23 protein-coding genes are annotated in these 19,372 nt (G+C 49.7%); 13 read left to right on the top strand and 10 right to left on the bottom strand.

Features of this window, described 5'->3' with window-relative positions; translation table 11 throughout:
* Nucleotides 1-368 precede the first annotated feature (368 nt).
* The 5 genes from cysZ (at nt 369) to crr (ending at nt 5,234) form a co-directional block, all read left to right on the top strand.
* Entirely contained in the window at nt 369-1,136 is a 768-nt protein-coding gene (gene cysZ / locus L6J37_RS08640; protein ID WP_192014671.1) for a sulfate transporter CysZ, read from the top strand.
* 223 nt (nt 1,137-1,359) lie between these two features.
* Complete coding sequence (gene cysK, locus L6J37_RS08635; RefSeq protein ID WP_237794785.1) at nt 1,360-2,328, top strand: cysteine synthase A; 969 nt, start codon at nt 1,360-1,362, stop codon at nt 2,326-2,328.
* A gap of 318 nt (nt 2,329-2,646) precedes the next feature.
* Nucleotides 2,647-2,904 carry an HPr family phosphocarrier protein gene (locus tag L6J37_RS08630; protein ID WP_027253897.1) on the top strand — a complete coding sequence of 86 codons (258 nt, stop codon included), beginning with the start codon at nt 2,647-2,649 and terminating at the stop codon, nt 2,902-2,904.
* Between the two features lie 52 nt (nt 2,905-2,956).
* Nucleotides 2,957-4,684 carry a phosphoenolpyruvate-protein phosphotransferase PtsI gene (gene ptsI, locus L6J37_RS08625; RefSeq protein WP_192014670.1) on the top strand — a complete coding sequence of 576 codons (1,728 nt, stop codon included), beginning with the start codon at nt 2,957-2,959 and terminating at the stop codon, nt 4,682-4,684.
* Nucleotides 4,685-4,724: 40 nt separating this feature from the next.
* On the top strand, nt 4,725-5,234 hold the full coding sequence (gene crr / locus L6J37_RS08620) for a PTS glucose transporter subunit IIA (protein WP_046219564.1): 510 nt from the start codon (nt 4,725-4,727) through the stop codon (nt 5,232-5,234).
* 77 nt (nt 5,235-5,311) lie between these two features.
* On the opposite strand, the gene L6J37_RS08615 is transcribed toward crr, so the two are convergent.
* The 3 genes from L6J37_RS08615 to L6J37_RS08605 form a co-directional block, all read right to left on the bottom strand.
* A complete protein-coding gene (locus L6J37_RS08615; protein WP_375713909.1) occupies nt 5,312-6,217 on the bottom strand; it encodes a Dyp-type peroxidase in 906 nt (301 codons plus the stop codon).
* Between the two features lie 223 nt (nt 6,218-6,440).
* Complete coding sequence (locus L6J37_RS08610; RefSeq protein WP_192014668.1) at nt 6,441-6,842, bottom strand: hypothetical protein; 402 nt, start codon at nt 6,840-6,842, stop codon at nt 6,441-6,443.
* Nucleotides 6,843-6,861: 19 nt separating this feature from the next.
* Complete coding sequence (locus L6J37_RS08605; protein WP_237794782.1) at nt 6,862-7,335, bottom strand: DUF2919 domain-containing protein; 474 nt, start codon at nt 7,333-7,335, stop codon at nt 6,862-6,864.
* A gap of 359 nt (nt 7,336-7,694) precedes the next feature.
* Between L6J37_RS08605 and L6J37_RS08600 the strand changes: the two genes are divergently transcribed.
* Together L6J37_RS08600 and L6J37_RS08595 are read left to right on the top strand one after the other, a co-directional pair.
* Entirely contained in the window at nt 7,695-8,036 is a 342-nt protein-coding gene (locus L6J37_RS08600; protein ID WP_192014667.1) for a DUF2956 domain-containing protein, read from the top strand.
* 82 nt (nt 8,037-8,118) lie between these two features.
* Complete coding sequence (locus tag L6J37_RS08595) at nt 8,119-8,316, top strand: hypothetical protein (protein WP_218383787.1); 198 nt, start codon at nt 8,119-8,121, stop codon at nt 8,314-8,316.
* On the opposite strand, the gene L6J37_RS08590 is transcribed toward L6J37_RS08595, so the two are convergent.
* From L6J37_RS08590 to napF, 6 genes are read right to left on the bottom strand one after another with little or no spacing between them, the layout of a single operon-like run.
* Nucleotides 8,313-8,450 carry a TIGR02808 family protein gene (locus L6J37_RS08590; protein ID WP_081669337.1) on the bottom strand — a complete coding sequence of 46 codons (138 nt, stop codon included), beginning with the start codon at nt 8,448-8,450 and terminating at the stop codon, nt 8,313-8,315. The two genes, L6J37_RS08595 and L6J37_RS08590, sit on opposite strands and share 4 nt — an antisense overlap.
* Nucleotides 8,451-8,460: 10 nt before the next feature.
* On the bottom strand, nt 8,461-9,036 hold the full coding sequence (locus L6J37_RS08585; RefSeq protein WP_192014666.1) for a NapC/NirT family cytochrome c: 576 nt from the start codon (nt 9,034-9,036) through the stop codon (nt 8,461-8,463).
* A gap of 14 nt (nt 9,037-9,050) precedes the next feature.
* A complete protein-coding gene (locus L6J37_RS08580) occupies nt 9,051-9,527 on the bottom strand; it encodes a nitrate reductase cytochrome c-type subunit (protein ID WP_192014665.1) in 477 nt (158 codons plus the stop codon).
* A 12-nt stretch (nt 9,528-9,539) separates the two neighbouring features.
* Complete coding sequence (gene napA / locus L6J37_RS08575; protein ID WP_218383789.1) at nt 9,540-12,026, bottom strand: periplasmic nitrate reductase subunit alpha; 2,487 nt, start codon at nt 12,024-12,026, stop codon at nt 9,540-9,542.
* A complete protein-coding gene (locus tag L6J37_RS08570) occupies nt 12,023-12,352 on the bottom strand; it encodes a chaperone NapD (RefSeq protein ID WP_237794780.1) in 330 nt (109 codons plus the stop codon). Before L6J37_RS08570 ends, napA begins: the two co-directional genes overlap by 4 nt.
* A 7-nt stretch (nt 12,353-12,359) precedes the next feature.
* Complete coding sequence (napF, locus tag L6J37_RS08565) at nt 12,360-12,848, bottom strand: ferredoxin-type protein NapF (protein ID WP_237794778.1); 489 nt, start codon at nt 12,846-12,848, stop codon at nt 12,360-12,362.
* Nucleotides 12,849-13,086: 238 nt separating this feature from the next.
* Between napF and narQ the strand changes: the two genes are divergently transcribed.
* The 6 genes from narQ to L6J37_RS08535 all read left to right on the top strand — a co-directional run bounded on the left by narQ (nt 13,087) and on the right by L6J37_RS08535 (nt 18,004).
* On the top strand, nt 13,087-14,838 hold the full coding sequence (narQ, locus tag L6J37_RS08560) for a nitrate/nitrite two-component system sensor histidine kinase NarQ (RefSeq protein WP_237794776.1): 1,752 nt from the start codon (nt 13,087-13,089) through the stop codon (nt 14,836-14,838).
* The gene (locus tag L6J37_RS08555; RefSeq protein ID WP_218383792.1) at nt 14,831-15,466 is read left to right on the top strand and encodes a response regulator; all 636 of its coding nucleotides are present in this window, start codon (nt 14,831-14,833) and stop codon (nt 15,464-15,466) included. Before narQ ends, L6J37_RS08555 begins: the two co-directional genes overlap by 8 nt.
* A 108-nt stretch (nt 15,467-15,574) precedes the next feature.
* Nucleotides 15,575-15,922, top strand: coding sequence for an ArsC family reductase (locus tag L6J37_RS08550; RefSeq protein WP_161455596.1), 348 nt, complete (start codon nt 15,575-15,577; stop codon nt 15,920-15,922).
* 45 nt (nt 15,923-15,967) lie between these two features.
* Entirely contained in the window at nt 15,968-17,101 is a 1,134-nt protein-coding gene (gene dapE, locus L6J37_RS08545; RefSeq protein ID WP_192014659.1) for a succinyl-diaminopimelate desuccinylase, read from the top strand.
* Nucleotides 17,098-17,787 (top strand): M15 family metallopeptidase, encoded by a 690-nt coding sequence (locus tag L6J37_RS08540; protein WP_237794774.1) that lies wholly within the window; start codon nt 17,098-17,100, stop codon nt 17,785-17,787. Before dapE ends, L6J37_RS08540 begins: the two co-directional genes overlap by 4 nt.
* Before the next feature lies 1 nt (nt 17,788).
* Nucleotides 17,789-18,004 carry a DUF2897 family protein gene (locus L6J37_RS08535; protein ID WP_192014657.1) on the top strand — a complete coding sequence of 72 codons (216 nt, stop codon included), beginning with the start codon at nt 17,789-17,791 and terminating at the stop codon, nt 18,002-18,004.
* A gap of 48 nt (nt 18,005-18,052) precedes the next feature.
* On the opposite strand, the gene L6J37_RS08530 is transcribed toward L6J37_RS08535, so the two are convergent.
* Nucleotides 18,053-19,309: a glutamate-5-semialdehyde dehydrogenase gene (locus L6J37_RS08530; protein ID WP_192014656.1), complete on the bottom strand. Its 1,257-nt coding sequence runs from the start codon at nt 19,307-19,309 to the stop codon at nt 18,053-18,055.
* Between the last annotated feature and the right edge of the window lie 63 nt (nt 19,310-19,372).

The raw sequence follows: 19,372 nt of genomic DNA, 5'->3' as shown, positions 1-19,372 counted from the left end.
GAATAACTTGTTTACCTGACAAAGACGGCCTGAAGCAGTGAATCCATTCAGTCTGAATACGATTGCTGTTCAGACGCAGACCAACTTAGCGAGTCACACCTGAGATTTTTTGTTGAACTAAACAGCCTATCTCATGAAGGTATTATCCTTAATGTATCAAAACTCAAATCCGAAAGAGAAGTTCAATGTTGTGATTGATGTCATATAGTGCATTTGAGCACAATTTTCCGCCAAACTGCTGGCAAATTTGACTTAAGAGACTATACGCCCCAATTGATTAGTCGTTATAGATACCGTTACTATGCCTGCATCCATATCCTGACGCCTTATATTGGCATTGCAACAGGAAATCCAGTAGGAGACCAACGATGTCTAAAGCGACATACAACACCACACCCATTGGCGGGGCAGGTTATTTTTTTCGCGGCGTTTCTCTGGCGATGCAGCCAGGCACGCGTCGTTTTGTGATCATTCCACTATTAATCAATATCCTGCTTTTTGGTGCCGCATTCGGATACACACTGACTCAATTGGATGACTGGATTAACGGCTGGCTATCCAGCTTGCCCGGTTGGCTGGATTGGTTGTCTTATTTGCTGTGGCCTTTATTAGCCATCGCATTGCTGGTCATACTGTCCTATTTTTTCAGTACGATTGCCAATTGGATAGCCGCGCCGTTTAACGGACTGTTAGCCGAACACCTGGAAGCCAAGCTGACTGGGGAGGCGCCGCCTGACGCCGGAATCGGGGCAATCATCAAAGATCTCCCCCGTATCCTGCACCGTGAGTGGGTCAAGCTGAGGTATTACCTGCCCAAAGCCCTGGGCTTACTGATACTGCTATGGATTCCTATGGTGGGGCAGACACTTGGCCCGGTTTTGTGGTTTCTGTTCAGTGCCTGGATGATGACGATTCAGTATGTCGACTACCCTTTCGACAACCACAAGATCCCCTTCAATACCATGCGTGATGCCCTCAAAGAGCGCCGCGGCAAATCACTGAGCTTCGGCAGCCTTGTTATGCTGTGTACCATGACACCGATTCTGAACCTGTTTGTCATGCCTGTCGCCGTTTGCGGCGCAACAGCCATGTGGGTTGATCATTACCGGCAGCCCATGCTCAACCGTCGTCAGTAAACCCTGCCTGAGAGGAGCTTTTGCTCCTCTCTTCTCTCGGCCTTCGCTCAGTCAATATGCTCTCAGTGTCACTACATATTACTCATAAGGAATAATAAAGCGGCACAGTTCACACCTTTTCTTATAACTCTAAGATATAACAATAAATTCCTTTCCAATGCGTGGTCAGCGATTATGCTTTGACTATCATTTGTTGATAACGTGTCACCAAGGAACGACAAGCATGAGTAAGATTTACGAAGATAATTCTCTGACAATTGGTAATACCCCATTGGTACGCCTGAACCGTGTCAGCAAAGGCAATGTTCTGGCAAAAATTGAATCACGCAACCCAAGCTTCAGCGTTAAATGCCGTATCGGTGCCAACATGATTTGGGATGCTGAAAAACGTGGCGTGCTGAAACAAGGTGTAGAGCTGGTTGAACCTACCAGTGGTAACACAGGTATTGCCCTTGCCTTTGTTGCCGCCGCCCGCGGTTACAAACTGACTCTGACGATGCCAGAGAGTATGAGTCTGGAGCGTCGTAAACTGCTCAAAGCACTCGGTGCCAACCTGGTTCTGACCGAAGCACCAAAAGGCATGAAAGGTGCGATTGAGAAAGCAGAAGAAATTGTCGCTTCTGATCCGGAAAAATACCTGCTGCTGCAGCAGTTTGATAACCCTGCTAACCCGAAAATTCACGAAAAGACCACAGGCCCGGAAATTTGGGATGCAACCGAAGGCGACATTGATGTGTTCGTTTCTGGTGTAGGTACCGGTGGTACTCTGACGGGTGTTAGCCGCTTTATCAAACAGCAGAAAGGTAAAGCCATCACCACGGTTGCCGTTGAGCCAAGCGAATCTCCCGTTATTACTCAGGCATTGAACGGTGAAGAGATCAAACCGGCTCCGCACAAAATTCAGGGTATCGGCGCAGGCTTCATCCCTGGCAACCTGGATCTGTCTCTGATTGATGAAGTAGAGCGTGTCAGCTCGGAAGATGCGATAGCTATGGCTCAGCGTCTGATGGAAGAAGAAGGCATTCTGGCAGGTATCTCTTCAGGTGCCGCTGTGGTTGCAGCAAACCGCCTTGCAGAGCGCCCGGAATTCGCTGGTAAAAACATTGTTGTAGTGCTACCGAGTTCAGGTGAGCGCTATCTCTCATCGGCATTGTTCGCTGGTATCTTTACAGAAAAAGAAACCCAACAGTGATCACAAAACTGCCATTTTTGATAAGCATTTGTTAAAGTCAAGCCCCTCAATAGGGGCTTTTTTATTGCTTTTTGACCTTAGCTTTAATATAAATCCGACCACGCTTTTATTTTCAGCATCGAAATAAAAGAGTGAAAATTGACCTGGTCGATGTTTGCCGGGTCACAAACCTCTTAGAATGGGTTTCAGACATAGACTAAATCAATGTAAGTGAATGTGAAACTAGAACCTAAATTAGCAAGCTTTCGCTATTGGGATTAAGCTTACTTTCAGTTACGTGATTATTACATAATACGATATTAAGAATCGGGGTGAAAAATGTATCAGAAGCAAGTTGAGATCACTGCAGAAAACGGCCTACACACTCGTCCTGCTGCGCAATTCGTTAAAGAAGCCAAAGGTTTTGACGCTGATATCACAGTGACTTCTAATGGTAAAAGCGCAAGTGCTAAAAGCCTGTTCAAACTGCAAACACTAGGCCTGGTTAAAGGCACTGTGGTCACCATTTCAGCTGAAGGTTCACAAGCTCAGGAAGCTGTTGATCACCTGGTTGCCCTGATGGACCAGCTGCACTAATCGGCCGCAGTACATTATTTCCCTAGTTGTTTGTTAAATTTAAGGTAAGGCTATGATTTCAGGTATCCTGGCATCTCCTGGCATCGCTTTTGGTAAAGCGCTGCTACTGCAGGAAGAAGAGATTACTCTCGACAAGTCACCCATTTCTGCCGATCAAATCGAAAAAGAAATTGAGTGCTTCTTCAATGCGCGTCAGAAATCTTCTGAGCAACTCAACGTTATCAAAGAGAAAGCACGTATTACCTTCGGTGAAGAGAAGGAAGCCATCTTTGAAGGCCACATCATGTTGCTTGAAGATGAAGAGCTTGAAGAGGAAATCATAGCCTTCATTAAAGATAACAAAGCACGAGCCGCCTGTGCGATCCACGCTATCATTGAAGAGCAGGCAACCACGCTGGAATCTCTGGATGATGAGTACCTGAAAGAGCGTGCCACCGACATCCGTGATATCGGTAATCGTGTGGTGAAAAACGCACTGGGTATCAACATAGTCAATCTGAGTGCCATCAATGAAGAAGTGATACTGGTGGCCAACGATCTGACGCCTTCAGAAACGGCGCAAATCAATCTGAAATACGTGCTGGGTTTTGCTACCGACATCGGTGGCCGCACGTCTCACACCTCAATCATGGCTCGTTCACTCGAATTACCTGCCATTGTGGGTACGAACGACATCACCAAACAGGTGAAAAACGGTGACATGCTGGTGTTGGATGCCATTAATAACCAAATCGTTATTAATCCGTCAGCAGACGAAATGGCAAAGTTCAAAACCATTCGCGATGAGTATCAGGCAGAAAAAGATGAACTCGCGAAACTGAAAGATTTGCCGGCAATTACCCTTGATGGCCAGCAGGTAGAGGTGTGCGGCAACATAGGTACAGTAAAAGACTGTGAAGGCGTAAACCGTAACGGCGGCGAAGGTGTTGGTCTGTACCGTACTGAATTCCTGTTCATGGACCGCGATTCACTGCCGACTGAAGACGAACAGTATCAGGCTTATAAAGATGTGGCAGAAGCCATGCTTGGTCAGTCAGTGATCATCCGCACCATGGATATCGGCGGTGATAAAGATCTGCCGTATATGGACCTGCCAAAAGAAATGAATCCATTCCTGGGTTGGCGCGCAGTGCGTATCAGCCTGGATCGTCGTGAAATCCTGCGTGCTCAGCTGCGCGCTATACTGCGTGCCTCTGCACACGGTAAGCTGCGTGTGATGTTCCCGATGATTATCTCTGTCGAAGAGATTCGTGAACTGAAAAACGAGTTGGAAACCTACAAAGCAGAACTCCGTGAAGAAGGCATTGCTTTCGACGACAAGATTGAAGTTGGTGTCATGGTTGAAACACCAGCTGCAGCAGCAATTGCTCACCATTTAGCCAAAGAAGTTGACTTCTTTAGCATTGGTACAAACGACTTAACCCAGTATACTCTGGCTGTTGACCGTGGTAACGAGCTGATTTCTCATCTATATAATCCAATGTCACCCGCAGTGTTAACTGTCATCAAGCAAGTCATCGATGCTTCCCACAAGGAAGGTAAATGGACTGGCATGTGCGGTGAGTTAGCTGGTGATGATCGTGCGACCCTGCTATTGCTTGGTATGGGCCTTGATGAGTTCAGCATGAGTGCGATTTCAATCCCACGCATCAAAAAAGTGATTCGTAACAGTAACTTTGCTGATGTGAAGCTGATGGCCGAGCAAGCACTTGCTCTGCCAACTGCCGCGGAAATCGAAGCACACGTAGAGACATTTATCGCAGAAAAAACCATCTGCTAAGATAGCTGCAGATAGAATAACAACGCTTAGGAGCAACACTATGGGTCTGTTTGACAAATTGAAGAAGCTGGTTTCTGACGACACCAATGAAACTGGTGCTATTGAGATCATCGCCCCGCTTTCAGGTGAAATCGTAAATATCGAAGATGTGCCTGATGTTGTTTTTGCTGAGAAAATTGTTGGTGACGGTATCGCTATCAAACCAGCAGGTAACAAAATGGTTGCCCCGGTAAACGGCACAATCGGTAAAATCTTTGAAACCAACCACGCATTCTCTATCGAGTCTGATGACGGTGTAGAGCTGTTCGTTCACTTCGGTATTGATACCGTTGAATTGAAAGGCGAAGGCTTCACACGTATAGCAGAAGAAGGTCAAACAGTGAAAGTGGGTGACACTATCATTGAGTTCGATCTGGCTGTACTGGAAGAAAAAGCGAAGTCTACTCTTACGCCTGTAGTGATTTCTAACATGGATGAAATCAAAGAGCTGAGTAAGCTGTCCGGCGCCGTCACCGTGGGTGAAACACCTGTACTGCGCATCAAGAAGTAAAACACCTTGATGTAAAGTATGAGTTAATAAAATGCCGCCTTTTCAGGCGGCATTTTTGCATCATTGAATGATCAAAATCATCCCTGCAGCTGCATCAGCATTTCTGTCGAGGGTACAAAGAAGTAAGCGCCGGTAACCGCCTTGGTAAAATCCAGCAGCTTATCAGTCTGCCCGTCTTTTTCACCATACATACTGTCGAGCATTTCGCGGAAGTTCCGTTGCTGCGCACAATAGGCAATAAACAATAAGCCATGTTCACCGCTCACAGTGCCGTATGGCAAACTATGACGTACAATTTTTAACCCTTTCCCCTCTTCTTTCAGATCCACCCTGCCCACGTGTGAGTCAGCCGGAACCTCATCCAGCTCAACTGAATCTGGTTTAGTGCGCCCGATAATTTGCTCCTGCTGAGCAACATTCACAGCATGCCAGGCAGGTAAATTATGAACAAACCGCTGGAGCATCACGAAGCTTCCTCCGGCAAATGGCCCATCAGGAATGATTGCAATCTCTTGTCTGGCCGCTTGTTTCTTCGGATTCTCAGTGCCGTCAATAAAACCGGTGAGATCACGGGCGTCCAGATACCGGAAGCCATTCGTTTCATCGATCAATTCCACTTCCGAAGCTATGGGCTGCATGAAGCTGCTCAGCAGATGAAAATTCAGGTCATGCCGATTAGAGTGAACATGAAGCAGCAAGTCACCGCCCGTGGATGGCGCTGTAACATCACCGCTTCCCAAAGGCGCAAACTCTTCAAAGTCGTTAGGACACCCTTTTTCAAATTGTTGCCAGAACGCTTTGCCGAAACCAAAGCTTAGGTGAATACAGGCACTCACGTGCTGTTGATTTAGCTTTTCCGCTACTTCAAGCAGCCCCTGGCACTGACGTATAACCTTGTCTTTATTTCCTACAAGGTTAAACACACAGACCAAGGAATACGGGCCCGCTTCAGGTAAAATGGCACTTTGTGGCGTCACATTCATTCTCCCAATATTGCGTTTTTCTATACTCAGCTCTTTGATAATACAACCAGTCTGATTGCAGCATCCAAGAAGAAAAGTATATTGTAATTTACTCTGAGTTAAGCATATTGATCATGGACAGCCAAGTCAGAAAAACGCTCATTTACGACAAAATGTTGCAGAGAAAAAGCAAAAAGCGCCAAAAAGGCGCTTTTATCACATTTTTCCAGAATATGCTGAAACTTTACGCTGACATCACGGCAACTTGCAGCTTTACTGAGTTCAGTTCATCGTCTTGCGACGACTCAAATGATGCTGGCGTATCCAGCCCGGTCGAAATCACTGGTGCCGCCAATATCCGCCAGGCACCATCATCCAGTTGCTCCTGGATTTTAAATTTAATTTTGACTTCTTCTGCGGATACTTCCAGTAATTCAGCACTACCGAAAAACTTTCGCCGCTGCTCACCTTCAGTTGTACCGAAGATCACTGTTTCCTCACCCGGTAGCAACTGTATTGAAGTCGCTACCGACTGACGATAACCTGCACTTGACAGCTCCAGGTTCACATTCAATAACCAGTCTGCCATTGCCAAAGGGCTAAGTAAGGCGCTAAACAGCACAACTCCTCTTCCCAAATCATTCATCTGACACTTTCTCCATAGGCTAATTGGCAAATGTATGTCTGACTCGGGAACTTCGTACCAGATAAGCCATTAGCCAAATGGTTGCCAGCAAAGTAACCGCTGCCGGCCAGCTAAAGGCGCCTCTTAACAATGTCAGTTGGTACACTTGCAATATTAAATCAAGAGCATAACCAAGCAGCAAAACAAATCTGCCGTACCGCCATACTCCATTTATCATGTTGTTATTTTTATGTCTCAGTCCACTCAGCCACATCAGGAACACGGCTGGCAAACCTATCCCCATCAAGAAGTACAAATTCTCAGTATGAGGAAAAAACAACTGGAGCAGCTCAGCACCTTGTGCCCGGCTTACACCAGCCATGACAAATACTCCCCACCCCCTGGCACTGAACAGCATACTTAACCATAACAAGCCGGAAGGTTTAAGCAGACCATTGCTGTCGTAAGCATCTATTGAATACATGCGTGTGGCGCTCAGAAACAGGAAAATCATATTTATCTTTCCTGACAATAAATGATATGGATCAATCGGCAAAGGTACAGACATTCGTTCTGCGTTATAACGCACGGATTAATTACTTAACCTGTAATCTTGATCACGGTTTTACGTATATTTAACAAACAATGAAAAGTACTATGATTTCTTCAGAAGCAACAATTTCAATATCACGATAATAACTAATGGTATTTCATTCACTTACTACAGCTTGTGATCCAAAAAAATCGCACGCTGGTTGATGTGAAACACTACAATATGTAGGAATATTCCTACAAAATGCAGCCATTTAGCACAAGTACAACAACGGTATAAAATGCTATTAAATCGATACATTTACCATTAACGAGCACGCAATGAACAAAACGACCCAATCACCCTCACCAGAAACGCAAGCTGAAGCGATGCAAATTGCCAGAGCCACACAAAAACCCGGACAGACAAAAGAACAGACCAAGCTGATCGCACAAGGGATTCAGAAGGGCATCGAACTCTATAAAAAACAGCAAAAGGCCAAAGCGCGCGAAAGGGATAAGTTTCGTAAGAAGCAGCTAAAAGAAAAAACGGCGCCCGATCCCACGGTTCAGGCTCAGTCGGAGCACACTGAAGTGCAGAAAATCGTCACACAGAGTCCGATAGCTTGGATACTACTGGTGTTATCCTGGGCAGGATTCATTGGTTGGCACTTTATTAAGTGATGTATAAATAGCCCACAAATGCACTTGATAACAATTAGCATTTGCATCTATACTTATCCGTAGATTTTCAAAGGATATATGTATGGGGCGGAATGTGTTTCGTATTATCTGTTTGCTTGGTTTGGCCTGCGTTGCTGTACTTCACTTGGGTGAAATTTGGCTTACAGGCCACACACCATTTGTTGCATTGCTGACTGACTGGCTGCCGCTCTATACTGCCTGGCTGGCGGCTTTAGTTATCAGCTACAAGCCGCCTGGTCAGGGAAATGGCTGTACTTAACGGCCAGGTTTATCTTTACCGATTGAGAGTATCCATAAAGACACAACCGCAACCATCAGAAAGCCCGTTAATATAATCACGGGCATGGCGGCATAGCCAAGTACATGCCAGATAATCGATTCTAGAGTACTCATTGCTCTCTCCTTATTGCCAGCCTTCAACGTCTCTCATATCAGGCAGTCGGTGGGCTATCCCTTTATGACAATCCACACAGGTTTTATCTCCTGAAGCGAGCGCCTCTGAATGCTGTTTCACTGCGCGTGACCCTTGCTCAGAATAATCCATGTAGTCAAATTGGTGACAGTTCCGGCATTCCTTGGAGTCGTTGTTTTTCATTCGGCTCCATTCGCGGTGAGCAAGGTGCCCCCGCCTGGCCTGAAACTTTTCTTCGGTGCTTATCGTCCCCATCGCAAACGCAAACAGCTCTTTCGATGCCTGGACTTTACGGACAATCTTGTCTGTCCACTCATGAGGAACGTGACAATCTGAACAAATCGCCCGCACACCCGAGCGGTTTGAGTAATGAATGGTTTCACGTATCTCCTTCACTATGGGTGCGTGGCAGCCAGAGCAGAAAGCTTCAGTGTTCGTGGCCTCCATCCCTGTATTAAATGCCCCCCAGAACAGTAAACCACCCATAAAGCCCAGAAACAGCACCACACCCGCTGCCGCTTTACTCGGCGAACTCAGACGACGCCAGAAGCGTTTAATGATATTCATAACTGGCTCCGTCGTTATTTTTCATCCAGGGCATCAACCCGTTTGAACGTGTTGTCCACCAAGGGAGTCGCATCGGCCTGTGGCACATGGCACTGCAAACAGAAATAGCGGCTGGGCGACACATCTGACAAAACCTGCCCGTGGCGAGGAGAACGGTAATGAGTCACGCTGATTTTAGTCGCCCCCATTTCGTTGGCGTATTTCCAGCTGTGGCACGACAAGCACTTATTGGCATTCAGCGACACCTCGTAGTTGCGGATGGTGTGTGGGATTAGCGGCGGCTGATACACATAATCGCTGTCAATCGGCTGGCCGTCTTTCGGGTACTTTTTCCAGTTTTCACCGGGAAAAGTATCTTTAATTTCCGTCTGACCACGTAACGAATGCAGACCACCGTTACCGCCCACCAGCTCTTCGTTAGCGGCATGAGCCGCCCCGAATGCAAGTAACAAGACCATCAAGCCACTGGCAAATTTAGATGTAATTTTCATGGTCGACTCCCTTTACGCCTTTCTGATCTTGATTGGACATTTTTTATAGTCTGTCTGTTTTGACAGGGGATCAGTGGCATCCAGTACCAGTTTGTTGATCAACACCCGGGCATCGAAGAAAGGAACAAAAACCAGTCCGACCGGTGGTCTGTTACGGCCCCGGGTATCCACCCGGCAACGCACCTCACCGCGACGGGAGGTCAGAATGACTTCATCGCCCCGGCGCAAATTGCGTTTTTCCGCATCATCAGGATGGATGTAGCACACCGCATCCGGCACAGCTTTGTACAGTTCAGGTACCCGGCGGGTCATGGTGCCGGTATGCCAGTGTTCCAGTACCCGGCCGGTACACAGCCACATATCGTATTCTTCATCCGGTACTTCCGGCGGCTGTTCATAAGGCGCAAAAATAATATTGGCTTTGCCGTCTGGCTGACCGTAAAAGTAAAAACCTTTTCCTTCAGGCACATAAGGATCTGATCCTTCGGCATAGCGCCAGCGTGTTTCCTTACCCTCAACCACAGGCCAGCGTAAACCACGGGCTTTGTGGTAATCATCGTAAGGGGCTAGATCATGACCATGACCGCGGCCAAAGCTGGCATATTCTTCAAACAGCCCTTTCTGAACATAATACCCCTGCGCTTTGGCATCATCATTAAGCGCCTGCGCTTGCTCCAGCGGGAACTGATCCACCTGGCCGTTACGGAACAGCACGTCATACATCGTCTTGCCTTTGTACTCCGGCATGCTATTGAGCAAAGCCTCGTCCCACACCTCTTCCATTGTGAAGCGTTTACTGAACTCCATGATTTGCCAGAGATCCGATTTCGACTCACCCGGTGCAGCCACCTGCTGATACCACGCCTGAGTACGACGTTCAGCATTGCCGTAAGCGCCCTCTTTTTCGACCCACATGGCCGTTGGCAGTACCAGATCCGCAGACTGGGCAGTGGCTGTCGGATAAGGGTCTGAACACACAATAAAGTTGTCCGGGCTACGGTAGCCCGGCAGACGCTCTTTGTTGATATTCGGACCTGCTTGCATGTTGTTGTTGCACATCACCCAATAGGCATTAAGAACGCCATCACGCAGCATGCGATCCTGTTGCACCGCATGGAAACCAGGCTTTGGCGGAATAGTGCCTTCAGGCAGCTTCCATATTTTTTCTGCCGTTGCACGGTGTTCAGGATTAGTCACCACCAGATCCGCCGGCAGGCGGTGTGCAAACGTACCGACTTCACGCGCGGTGCCGCAAGCCGACGGCTGCCCAGTCAGAGAAAACGGACTGTTGCCGGGTTGGGAAATTTTCCCGGTCAGCAAGTGAATGTTGTATACCAGATTATTCATCCAGACACCGCGAGTATGCTGGTTCATACCCATGGTCCAGAGTGACATCACTTTGGTGTCCGGATCAGCATAATACCTGGCGAGTTCGATCAGCTTGTCTTTCTCCACGCCGGACATTTCAACGGTTTTTTCCAGCGTGTATTCAGACACGGATTTCTTGTATTCCTCAAACGTCATGTTATGCATGACGCCTGAGTTAGGATGCGCAGCGGCTTTTTGCAAAGGATCATCGTCGCGCAGACCATAGCCGATATCGGTATCAGCACGTTTGAAATGAGTATGTTTATTGACGAAATCCCAGTTCACCGCATCATTTTCAATGATGTAGTTGGCAATGAAGTTCGCGATAGCCAAGTCAGTCTGTGGGTGGAAGATCATCCCGTTATCCGCCAGCTCAAATGAGCGGTGATAATAGGTCGATAACACGTTGACCTTGACATGAGGGTGGCTGAGCCGACGGTCTGTAATACGCGTCCACAATATAGGGTGCATCTCGGCCATATTCGAGCCCCAGAGCACAAACGCATCGGCATGTTCAAAATCATCGTAGCAGCCCATGGGTTCATCCATATTGAACGCACGCATAAAGCCCACTACAGCCGACGCCATACAGTGTCGGGCATTCGGGTCAATGTTATTTGAACGGAACCCTGCCTTCATCATTTTGGAGGCCGCATAGCCTTCCATCACTGTCCATTGACCAGAGCCGAACATACCGACACTGGTTGGCCCTTTGGCTTTCAGCGCTGCTTTCCATTTTTCAGCCATGATATCGAACGCCTGATCCCAGCTGATTGGCTGAAAGTCACCCTCTTTGTGGTATTGGCCGTTCTTCATCCGCAGCAAAGGCGTTGTCAGGCGGTCAGCGCCGTACATAATTTTGGACAGAAAATAGCCCTTGATACAGTTAAGACCCCGGTTAACTTCAGCTTCTGGGTCGGCCTGAGTCGCTATCACCCTGCCCGCCTGCGTCCCCACCAGCACCGAGCAGCCGGTACCACAAAAGCGGCAGGGGGCTTTATCCCAGTGAATTTTGGTTTCATCCGAACTCACAATCAGATTGGTTGCCGATGCAGGCAGAGTGATCCCTGCCACGGCTGCAGCCGATGCTGCCGCATTTGCTTTAACAAACGCCCGTCTGGTCATTTTCATGGTGTGTCCTCAAAGTCAGGTCCCTGCTGCTCAACCTGGTGAAATACCAGAAACGTCGTCAGCACATGTTCAAATGCATTGATAGTGTCAATAATGTCTGTCACTTTTCTGTGGCTTGGCGTCTCCAGTACCACAACCAGTTTGCCGACAGTGCTTTCTCCGTACACTTCGGCCTGTGGCAGTGCATTGATCTGTGCCTTTACCTGCACAAGCCCTTCTGGTTTGACATGCACCACCAGACTGGAAATATGAACTTCTTCAGGCAGAAATGAGGGTCCGGCAGATACCGCTGAACCTGAATGACAAGGTGCACTTCGTTGCTTCATAAGCGTGTTATTCCACTTTAGTGACAGACTGAATCTGAATGGCCTGAGTTGGGCAGACGGACAGGCAGGCACCGCAGCCGGTGCAATCTGCGTCACTGATTACCGGCTGAGCAACCTTTCCTGGCTGCAAGGCAAAGCGTATGGCCGAAGGTTCGCATTCGTCTCCGCACGTTCGGCAGTCCACACCTTGTTTCGCTAAACAGGCAGAAGACATTGTGATACTGACCTGCCAGGGCGGGTCTTGGCGCGGACGGAATAACGGCTCCGGACACGCCTGTGCACACTGGTAACAGAACGTACATTCACCACGCTGAAAATCGACCTGAGGGAAACCGCCATCGCCTTGCACAATGATGTCTGTCTCACAGGCATTCAGGCACGCCTGACAACGGGTACACTTGCCCGTGAACGCTTGATCGTCAATCATCCAGGGTAAACGAGGCGCTTGTAGCGCACTGTCTCGCCGGAGCCAGAATCGTCGTGCTAAATCAGCCATATGAATTACGTATTCGTTCCACTGCCTTTAAAAGGCAACACATTCAGTGATAAACAGTCAAAGTATAGACATATATTAGTTGTGGGTATTCTGGTCGTAACATACCCCTAAGGAGGTAATTCGGGCCTAAGCTTGTTTGAGATCAAGAAAGTACAACGCTTAACTTCACAAAATGCTCACCATCAGCGAAAACAGTCTAATTGAAATGGAAAGCCTTCCACGCTTAGCAGGAGAACGTGTGCCCAAACGTCCGGATTCATCTCCCTCAAATACCCTGCCAAGGTCAAGCCTGCTGGCCGGAAGTGTCACGGGAACGGTTGCCAGTGTCATGCTGGCAATTGTGTTACTTTCTCTGCTGACAACAGGCGCAACCATGTTTGCTGTCAATGCCAGCCGTTATGACGCTGAGGTCGTCAATCTGGCGGGTTCGCTGCGCATGCAGAGCTACCGGCTGGCATTCCAGCTGGCAGAAAAAGGGAAGGCGGATGCACAAGATATCGCCCATTTCAGCCAGACGCTGGCGACCCCAGCGATGACCTCCCTGTTCGGGCAGACCACCCCAGAAGATCTGACCCGAAGCTATCAGGCCATACTGGACGACTGGCAACGAATCAGCCCGGAACTGACAGGTCAGCACCCTGATTTTTTTATCCACCAGGTACCCGAATTTGTCGACCGAATCGATCACTTTGTCTATGAGTTACAAGCATTTTCAAAGCAGAAACTGCAGATAATGGCCATCATTGCCGGGCTGGGCCTGGGGCTGATACTGCTGCTGGCGTTATTTGCGATTCAGTACAGCCGGCGGTTTATTGTGCCACCGCTTTACAACCTGCTCATCGCCAGCCAGCAGGTACAGTCTCGCAATTTTGCCGTTCGGGTGCAGGAAGACTGCCAGAATGAACTTGGCACCCTGGCTAAAGCGTTCAATCAGATGGCTGAAGAACTGGGGCAAAGTTATCAGGCGCTGGAGCGCACCGTCGAAGAGAAAACGCACCGGCTGCAAGAAGCCAACAACGCACTGAAAACCCTGTATGACTGCGCACAGTTATTATCCATGAACCGCATTCAGGCCAAGCACTTCAGCCAGGTACTAGACCGGTTGATACAGCTGGAAGGCTTCGCCGCTATCAGGCTGGTCGTTGAAGAAGGGCAAGGTATACGAACGGAATTTCAGGCCGGAGAGCCGGCAGAGAATCAGTCCTGGCATCATCATGCGCTGAAGCAGGAGAACCAGCATTTGGGCACGCTTTGGTGGCAGCATACCTTGCCGTGCCCGGACCCGGCACTGATCATCAGTGTCGGCCATCTGCTGAGCCGCGCCCTCTACGCCCATCAGATCCAGGTCCAGAACGAGCAGTTGCTGCTGATGGAAGAAAGGGCCACCATTGCCCGGGAATTGCATGACTCACTGGCTCAGGCGCTGTCTTATCTGAAAATTCAGCTCACCCTGCTCAAGCGTCAGCTGGCCACATCACCGGCAACTGCCAATGGTGTGATCAATGATATTGACAATGGCCTGTCGCAGGCCTATCGCCAGCTTCGCGAATTGCTCAATACCTTTCGCCTGTCAGTCAAACCCGGCAAGCTGGGCGACGCCCTGAACGACATGCTGAGCGTGCTGCGTAATCAAACCAATGCCAGTATTTTGCTTCATAATCAGTTGCCCTCAATCCAGTTGACCGCAGCGCAGCACATTCACCTGCTCCACCTGACCAGAGAAGCGGTTATCAATGCTATTAAACACGCCGGAGCAAATACGATAACCGTTGACTGTCTTCAGCAGGGAAACCATGTACTGGTTGAAATTGCCGATGATGGCCAGGGGTTCAATCCGGATCACAGCAAGGCTGCCCATTACGGGCTGTCTATCATGAATGAACGCGCCGAGAGCCTTGGCGGCCAGCTGACCATTACCAGCGCACCGGGCAAAGGCTGCCTGGTTCAACTGAAATTTGCGTTACAGACACAGGATAATAACCATGAGTAACACGCCGGCATACCGGGTTTTAATTGTTGATGACCACCCTTTGATGCGTCGCGGTCTCGGCCAGTTACTGGAACTGGAAACCGGTTTTGAGCTGGTCGGTGAAGCCAGTAACGGCTATCAGGCTCTGGATGCTGCCAGCGAGCACGAACCCGATCTGATTTTACTGGATCTCAATATGAAAGGGCTCTCCGGGTTAGATACCCTGCGCGCGCTGCGTGAGCAGAACAGCCAGGCGATAGTCGTTATCCTGACTGTTTCCGATAACCCCAGTGATATTCGCGCACTGATCAAAGCCGGTGCAGACGGTTATCTTCTGAAAGATACCGAACCCGAGCAACTACTGGTATTACTGCATCAGGCCGTTGCCGGCCAGCAGGTATTCAGCCATCAAATCAGTCAGTATCTGGCAGACAGCGCCAACACCGGCGATCCACTCAGTACATTAACCGGCAGAGAGAAAGAAATTCTCCATCTGGTCGCTCAGGGTAAACGTAACAAAGATATTGCTGTCCAGCTGTTCATATCAGAAGCGACAGTGAAAGTGCATATCAAAAGCCTGCTGAAAAAGCTGGACGTCGGCTCCCGTACCGCGGCCACTGTCATCTACCTGCAAACGCAGGACAGATAGTCCTCATCCCGCATTTCAATCAGGGTTTGCCATTGCGAACCCTGCTCATTCCCGTTATAAAAGGGGCTTGTTTTATTATTCCTGCCAGACAGAAAAACAGGTTAGATTATGAGCACCATCGCCTACGGGATCAAAAACTGCGATACCATCAAGAAAATGAAAAAGTGGCTGGATGAGCAAGGCATCGAGTACCGTTTTCATGATTACCGTGCTGACGGCCTGGATCGCAGCCTCCTTGAAGCCTTTGAAGCCGAACTGGGCTGGGAAGCCTTGCTGAATAAACGGGGCACCACTTTCCGCCAGCTGAGTGACGAGCAGAAAAATACCCTCAACCGCGACAGCGCACTCACATTAATGCTGGAACAACCGGCCATGATCAAACGCCCTTTACTGGTTCACAACCAAAGTTACCACCTGGGATTCAAACCGGATCAGTATCAGGCCATTTTTGCTTAACGTTCACAATCACATTAACTACGCAATATTAAGAAGGAAACACGGATGTCAGACAGCCCAGTCATCGCCCTGGCCAAAGACCTTATCAGCCGACAATCAGTCACCCCAGCAGATGCCGGGTGTCAGGATGTCATGATTGCCCGACTGGAAAAACTGGGCTTCAAGATTGAGACCATGGTATTTGAAGATACCACCAACTTTTGGGCGCGCCGTGGCACAGAGGCTCCCTTATTTGTGTTTGCCGGTCACACGGATGTTGTGCCCGCCGGACCGGAAGCGCAATGGCACACGCCGCCGTTTGAACCCACAGTCATTGACGGTTACCTGCACGGCCGCGGCGCCGCCGATATGAAAGGATCGCTGGCCTGCATGATAGTTGCCATTGAACGTTTTGTGGCTGAGAATCCGGATCACAAAGGCTCTATCGCCCTGCTGATCACTTCTGATGAAGAAGGCCCCTTCATCAATGGCACAACGCGGGTGGTGGATACACTGGAAGCGCGTAATGAAAAAATCGACATGTGCATTGTCGGTGAGCCATCCAGCACCCATGAAGTCGGCGATGTGGTGAAAAACGGCCGCCGCGGCTCCATCACGGGCGATCTGATTGTTAAAGGTGTCCAGGGCCATGTTGCCTACCCTCACCTGGCCGATAATCCTGTTCACAAAGCGATGCCGGCCCTGGCCGAGCTCTCTGCCGCGGTGTGGGATAATGGCAACGACTACTTCCCACCGACCAGTTTTCAGATTGCCAATGTCGCTGCAGGTACAGGCGCATCCAATGTGATCCCCGGTGAATTCCACGTCCAGTTCAATTTCCGTTTCAGTACCGAGCTGACGGTGGAGGACATCAAGCGCAAAGTCCATTCAGTGCTGGATGCCCACGGGCTGGATTATGATCTTATCTGGACTTTCAGCGGTCACCCTTTCCTGACCGACGAAGGCACCTTACTCGAAGCCGTGGTCTGCGCCATTGAAGACGTGAACCACAAGCGTCCTGAACTGCTGACCACAGGCGGAACCTCGGATGGCCGTTTCATTGCCCGCACCGGGGCACAGGTGGTCGAACTGGGGCCGGTTAATGCCACCATTCACAAAGTCAACGAATGTGTGAAGATGGCCGATCTGGAAAAGCTCACCGATATGTACCAGAAAGTGATGGAAAAAGCCCTGGCATGACACTCAGTAAAAGCACACTGACGCTGGAGCAACTCACAGGGCTGGATGAAAGCCATCTCTGTGAGTATCAGCACCGCCTGATTCATCAGGACGTTCATGCTGCGCTGGCCGCCTTACAGCAGGCGGCCACTGACGCCGGGTTTGCGCTGACGATTGCCAGCGCTTTTCGCTCCTTTGAGCGCCAGATGCTGATCTGGAATAACAAGTTCAACGGCGTGCGTCCTATATTGGACAGCTGCAGCCAGCCGCTGGATACGAGCTGTCTGAGCGAACTTGATAAGATCCGGGCGATTTTACGCTGGTCGGCTCTGCCCGGTGCCAGCCGCCATCATTGGGGAACGGATCTGGATGTCTATGCCAGCAACTGCCTGCCGCAAGACACCCAGTTACAGTTAGAGCCCTGGGAATACGAAGAAGGCGGACATCAGGCTGCGTTCAACACCTGGCTGACGGACAATATGGGCCGTTTTGGTTTTTACCGGCCTTATGCCGTTGATTTAGGAGGTGTCGCTGTCGAGCCCTGGCATATCAGCTATTTTCCTGTCAGTCAGTCGCTTCGGGAACAGCTAACGCCAAGCCAGCTTGCCACTGTGATAGGCGATCAACCTGTTGCAGGAAAATCGCATATTCTGGCAAACCTTGATACGCTTTATAGTAAGTACATCAACAACATCTGTGAGGTCTGAGATGGAATGGCTGCTCAATCCCTGGGTTATCTCTATCATCATTGTGAGTGTGGTGGTCAGCAATATTGCCGCCATTAAATACACGGCCAATATGAAATTTGGCCGCCATGACAAAACCCAGGAGCTGTTACGAAAACAGCAGGAAGTCGAGAACCTGAAGCATAAACACCCCCAGGACGATGCAGCAGATCAGAACGATGCGACAGACAAAAAATAACCGGTTGCTTTGAACCGGTTATTTTACTCATTCAGCGCTGTCCTGGCCTCAGCGGCGGCACAGATAATCCGCTTGCCCAACCCACTTGTAGCTTGTCAGCTCTTCCAGCCCCATAGGGCCTCGCGCATGCAGTTTCTGGGTAGACACCGCAACCTCTGCGCCCAGTCCGAACTGTGCGCCATCGGTAAACCGGGTTGAAGCGTTGACATACACAGCGGCAGAACCTGCGGCATTGATGAAACGCTCAGCCGACATCAGATCATTGGTCAGAATGGCATCGGAATGGCTGGCATTGTGATCCTGCATATGACGGATAGCCGCTTCCACATCAGGCACCAGTTTCACCCCCAGGGTATAACTCAGCCACTCGGTATCAAAATCTCCCTCTTGTGCCTCGCGCAGCTGAGCGGCCTGACCTTGCAGCATCTCCAGCGCCTTACCCTCAGCGACCAACGTCACTTTGTTCTGGTTCATGCGCTCTGCCAGTGCAGGCAGAAAATCGGCTGCCACCGCGTCATGAACCAGCAGTGTATCCAGAGCATTACAGGCGGACGGACGCTGCACTTTGGCGTTTTCCACCACATCCAGCGCGCGCACCAAATCAGCAGACTGATCGACAAAGGCATGGCTGATACCAAAGCCGCCGATAATCACAGGAATCGTGCTTTTTTCTTTACACATTTTATGCAGGCCGGCACCACCACGGGGAATAATCATATCGACATACTGATCCATGGTCAGCAGCTCAGAGACCAGCTCGCGATCCGGTTTGGCAATATACTGCACCGATGCGCCAGGCAAGCCCGCTTTTTCCATCGCCTGCTGAATAACACTGACCAGCGCCATATTGGAATGGAAGGTTTCCCGTCCCCCGCGCAAAATGCTGGCGTTACCGGTTTTCAGACACAGCGCTGCAATATCAATCGTCACGTTCGGGCGGGCTTCATAAATCACACCCACTACACCTAACGGAACACGGCGGCGACTCAGGCGCATACCATTTTCCAGCACACGAGAATCCAACTCGGCACCAACGGGATCCGGCAAACCAATCACATTGCGCACATCACCGGCGATGGCCGCAAGACGCGATGCATTCAGCATCAGCCGATCCAGCAACGCCTCAGACATACCACTTTCGCGCGCCGCAGCCAGATCTTTTTCATTGGCTGCCAGAATTTCTGCCTGACGGGCTTCCAGTTCATCGGCGATAAACGCCAGCGCCTGATTTTTCTGCGCTGTTGCTGTCGTTGCCAGTGTAAAAGCAGCCTGCCTGGCTGCCTGTCCCATTGCTTGCAATTCCACCCTGTTCCCCTTTGTCGGTCTGTCTCTACCAAGTCAATTCAACCCAAGCCATCTGAACAGGCT

Source organism: Photobacterium sp. WH77 (genome assembly GCF_022014395.1).
Lineage (GTDB): Bacteria > Pseudomonadota > Gammaproteobacteria > Enterobacterales > Vibrionaceae > Photobacterium > Photobacterium arenosum.
The sequence above is the reverse complement of the archived record's forward strand: the minus strand, read 5'-3'. Positions and strand labels throughout refer to the sequence as shown.

Excerpts from the sequence above, each read along its gene's own strand:
- L6J37_RS08590 (WP_081669337.1), bottom strand. The coding sequence starts at position 8,450 with ATGAGTACTCTAGAATCGATTATCTGGCATGTACTTGGCTATGCCGCC.
- ptsI (WP_192014670.1), top strand. The coding sequence starts at position 2,957 with ATGATTTCAGGTATCCTGGCATCTCCTGGCATCGCTTTTGGTAAAGCG.
- crr (WP_046219564.1), top strand. The coding sequence starts at position 4,725 with ATGGGTCTGTTTGACAAATTGAAGAAGCTGGTTTCTGACGACACCAAT.
- cysZ (WP_192014671.1), top strand. The coding sequence starts at position 369 with ATGTCTAAAGCGACATACAACACCACACCCATTGGCGGGGCAGGTTAT.
- dapE (WP_192014659.1), top strand. The coding sequence starts at position 15,968 with ATGTCAGACAGCCCAGTCATCGCCCTGGCCAAAGACCTTATCAGCCGA.
- L6J37_RS08535 (WP_192014657.1), top strand. The coding sequence starts at position 17,789 with ATGGAATGGCTGCTCAATCCCTGGGTTATCTCTATCATCATTGTGAGT.
- L6J37_RS08600 (WP_192014667.1), top strand. The coding sequence starts at position 7,695 with ATGAACAAAACGACCCAATCACCCTCACCAGAAACGCAAGCTGAAGCG.
- L6J37_RS08610 (WP_192014668.1), bottom strand. The coding sequence starts at position 6,842 with ATGAATGATTTGGGAAGAGGAGTTGTGCTGTTTAGCGCCTTACTTAGC.
- napF (WP_237794778.1), bottom strand. The coding sequence starts at position 12,848 with ATGGCTGATTTAGCACGACGATTCTGGCTCCGGCGAGACAGTGCGCTA.
- L6J37_RS08555 (WP_218383792.1), top strand. The coding sequence starts at position 14,831 with ATGAGTAACACGCCGGCATACCGGGTTTTAATTGTTGATGACCACCCT.
- L6J37_RS08540 (WP_237794774.1), top strand. The coding sequence starts at position 17,098 with ATGACACTCAGTAAAAGCACACTGACGCTGGAGCAACTCACAGGGCTG.
- cysK (WP_237794785.1), top strand. The coding sequence starts at position 1,360 with ATGAGTAAGATTTACGAAGATAATTCTCTGACAATTGGTAATACCCCA.
- L6J37_RS08570 (WP_237794780.1), bottom strand. The coding sequence starts at position 12,352 with ATGAAGCAACGAAGTGCACCTTGTCATTCAGGTTCAGCGGTATCTGCC.
- napA (WP_218383789.1), bottom strand. The coding sequence starts at position 12,026 with ATGAAAATGACCAGACGGGCGTTTGTTAAAGCAAATGCGGCAGCATCG.
- L6J37_RS08605 (WP_237794782.1), bottom strand. The coding sequence starts at position 7,335 with ATGATTTTCCTGTTTCTGAGCGCCACACGCATGTATTCAATAGATGCT.
- L6J37_RS08580 (WP_192014665.1), bottom strand. The coding sequence starts at position 9,527 with ATGAAAATTACATCTAAATTTGCCAGTGGCTTGATGGTCTTGTTACTT.
- L6J37_RS08595 (WP_218383787.1), top strand. The coding sequence starts at position 8,119 with ATGGGGCGGAATGTGTTTCGTATTATCTGTTTGCTTGGTTTGGCCTGC.
- L6J37_RS08550 (WP_161455596.1), top strand. The coding sequence starts at position 15,575 with ATGAGCACCATCGCCTACGGGATCAAAAACTGCGATACCATCAAGAAA.
- L6J37_RS08585 (WP_192014666.1), bottom strand. The coding sequence starts at position 9,036 with ATGAATATCATTAAACGCTTCTGGCGTCGTCTGAGTTCGCCGAGTAAA.
- L6J37_RS08615 (WP_375713909.1), bottom strand. The coding sequence starts at position 6,217 with ATGAATGTGACGCCACAAAGTGCCATTTTACCTGAAGCGGGCCCGTAT.
- L6J37_RS08630 (WP_027253897.1), top strand. The coding sequence starts at position 2,647 with ATGTATCAGAAGCAAGTTGAGATCACTGCAGAAAACGGCCTACACACT.